Annotated in this window: 2 protein-coding genes and 1 pseudogene; 1 reads left to right on the top strand and 2 read right to left on the bottom strand. The window is 64.1% G+C overall.

The genetic code is table 11. From position 1 onward, the window contains the following. Nucleotides 1-176, bottom strand: a pseudogene (locus MOV75_RS35520) (ABC transporter substrate-binding protein); the annotation flags it as partial. A gap of 414 nt (nucleotides 177-590) precedes the next feature. On the opposite strand from MOV75_RS35520, the gene MOV75_RS35515 reads away from it, so the two are divergent. Continuing rightward, nucleotides 591-1571, top strand: coding sequence for an ABC transporter substrate-binding protein (locus MOV75_RS35515; protein WP_247007673.1), 981 nt, complete (start codon nucleotides 591-593; stop codon nucleotides 1569-1571). A 315-nt stretch (nucleotides 1572-1886) separates the two neighbouring features. Here MOV75_RS35515 and MOV75_RS35510 read toward each other — a convergent pair. After that, nucleotides 1887-2177: hypothetical protein (locus MOV75_RS35510; RefSeq protein ID WP_247007672.1), on the bottom strand; the 291-nt coding region annotated here is incomplete at its 5' end.

Below are 2177 nucleotides of genomic sequence, written 5' to 3'. Positions count from 1 at the left end.
AAGGCCTGCGCCGCACCAAGCGCGCCCAGCGGCGCGGCGAAGGCTGCAGCCAGTCCCGCCTGAAGCAGATGGCGCCGGTCCAGTCCTGAACCGCTGCGCTTATTGTCGTTGTCCATCAGTCCCCGCTCCTGCGCTGGCACAGCTCCGCCGCTTACGCAACGTGCCGCGTTGCGCATGTTCCGTTCGGAGATGCGTTGAGAGAATGTCGTTCTGCGGCGGTCATGTGCCGCGTTGATGCGATGCGCAAATCATGCGGCGCACGCGACGCATCGTCAATGAAATGGAATTTCGAATGTTGCGCGAAGCGAAGTCATTATCTCCATCGCCGCACGCGGCAACGATGAAAGGATTTTTGCGAATGCGGCTGGCAACTCCGCGCGAGGCGACCACACATGTGCATCATTCCTGTGCATCTCGCCCTCGCAAGCATGCCGTCTTCTCGCGCGCGGCCATTCGATGAAACGTCCTTGCCTGACGCACGCGCAATACGGACGGCCATTTCATTGACTGCGCACAGCGCGATCATAGACTTGATCGTCTCGCTGCATCGTTCGCTCACACGTCGTGAGCAAAGCAACAAGACAGGCCACATGCGCATCAACTCCCGTCGTCATCCCATCACCCGCCGTCTCGCGGCATCGCTGCTTGCCGCCGCCGTCACCTTGTCGACGACTGCCGCATCGTTCGCGGCCGACACCGTCGTGCTGCGCGTCGGCGACCAGAAGGGCGGCAACCGGTCGCTGCTCGAGATCTCCGGCTACGCGAAAGACTTGCCCTACAAAATCGAATGGTCGGAATTTCCCGCGGCCGCGCCGATCCTAGAAGCGCTCAACGCCGGTGCGCTCGACGTCGGCTATACCGGCGATCTCTCGTTCCTGTCGGTCTATGCGGCCGGCGCGCCGATCAAGGCAATCGGCGGCACCAGGTCGGACGCGAAGACGCAGGCGATTCTGGTGCGCCAGGATTCGCCGATCAAATCGGCTGCCGATCTCAGGGGCAAACGGCTCGCCGGCACGCGCGGCGGCTGGGGCCAATTCCTGATCGACGCCACGCTGGAGAAAGCAGAGATCAAGCTGGAGGATGCGACCTTCGCACCGCTGGGGCCGGTCGACGCCAAGATCGCGCTGCTCGCCGGCTCGATCGATGCTTGGGCGGTGTGGGAGCCCTACGTGTCGTTCGCGACGCTGAAGGACAAGGCCCGCGTGATCGCCGACGGCGAAGGCCTCACGCCGACCATCACCTTCATCGTCGCATCCGACAACGCCATCGCGACCAAGCGTGCAGCGGTGCAGGATCTGGTGCAACGGCTGAACAAGGAGCGGCTATGGTCGCTGGATCATGTTGCCGAGTACGCCAGGAACACGGCCGAGCTGACCAAGCTGCCGGAGGACGTGCTGCTTTCGGCCTACACCGCACAGCGCACCAGCCCGATCGTGATCGACGAGAATGTGGTGAAGGAGGTGCAGGCGGCCTCCGACCGCTCGACGCGTTACGGCATCCTGCCGAAGACGCTGGACGTGACTAAAGCCGTCGACCGCAGCTTCACCGCAGCGGCCGCCCAATCGAACTAGACGTGATGAACTTCGGACGAGCCGCGGGCTCGCTCAACCTCTCCCGCTTGCGGGAGAGGTCGGCGCAGCCGGGTGAGGGCTCTCTCCTCTTGGGGGTTCTCGCGCGTGGAGACACCCCCACCCCAACCCTCCCCCGCAAGCGGGAGAGGGAGCGCACCGTGTTCCTGGCGATAGGCGAACCCAGCAAGGCTGGAGGCGGCCACATGCGCGCAGTTCGTCTCAAAGCCGGCCCGTTGCATCTCGCCGCGATCGTGCTCCTGCATTTCGCCTGCATGAGCCTGATCGTCTGGCTCTCGCTCTAGCCGCGCGAGATGCTCACCAATACCGGCGATAATAGTGCCGGTGATAGACCCGGTACGGCCGGGAATAGCCGTAGCCATAGCCGTAATATGGGCGATAGGGCCGATAGTATCGCGGATAGGCCGGGGCATAACCATAGCCGCCGTAGTACGCCGGGGCGTAGCCATAGCCATAGCCCGGATAGCCATAGCCGCCGTAATACGGTCCGCCGCCATAATAGCCGTAGCCGTAAGGTGCGCCGCTGGCGATGGCACCGCCGATGATCGCGCCGGCTGCGAGGCCACCGAGGCCCCATCCCCAGCCGCC

The organism is Bradyrhizobium sp. PRIMUS42 (assembly GCF_023006515.1).
Lineage (GTDB): Bacteria > Pseudomonadota > Alphaproteobacteria > Rhizobiales > Xanthobacteraceae > Bradyrhizobium.
This window is presented reverse-complemented; position numbering and strand designations above follow the sequence as displayed.